Genomic DNA, 413 nt, shown 5'->3' on the forward strand with positions numbered 1-413 from the left:
ATCATATTCCCTTGATGAATGCGTATCGTGATGCGGGCCCGGCATACCCCACTGAAGTCATTGATGAATTTGCGACGATCACCTTTGTTCGCGACTGTGGCGCGAATAATGAAAGCGTTATTGCCTGTGCGGCGAGCGAGTTACCAAAAAACTTTCCTGATAATTTAAAATAAGCGCGACAATTAACTAAAAAGAAAAGTTCCCGGCTATTTCTTCTTTTAAAAGATATAGCCGGGATTTTTTTTGTTTGTTGATGTTAGGTTTAAAAAATTGCAGGCAAAGGTCGAGTTTGATCACACAATAAATAATTCATAATAATTTAACTCTTTGTATTTCAAGTGGTTAATGGCTGGGTAAAGTGAATGGAATGTCTTTCTTAATTTTTCCCTAAGAAATGTTAGCTACCTTGATAT

At 37.0% G+C, this 413-nt stretch carries 1 protein-coding gene; it reads left to right on the top strand.

The annotated features are described in order from the left end of the window. Positions 1–14 precede the first annotated feature (14 nt). The gene (locus AC0DBE_RS21650; RefSeq protein ID WP_472963762.1) at positions 15–173 is read left to right on the top strand and encodes a phenolic acid decarboxylase; all 159 of its coding nucleotides are present in this window, start codon (positions 15–17) and stop codon (positions 171–173) included. The last annotated feature ends 240 nt before the right edge of the window (positions 174–413 follow it).

The sequence above is a fragment of the Bacillus sp. VA15 genome (assembly GCF_055721145.1).

Excerpts from the sequence above, each read along its gene's own strand:
- AC0DBE_RS21650 (WP_472963762.1), top strand. The coding sequence starts at position 15 with ATGAATGCGTATCGTGATGCGGGCCCGGCATACCCCACTGAAGTCATT.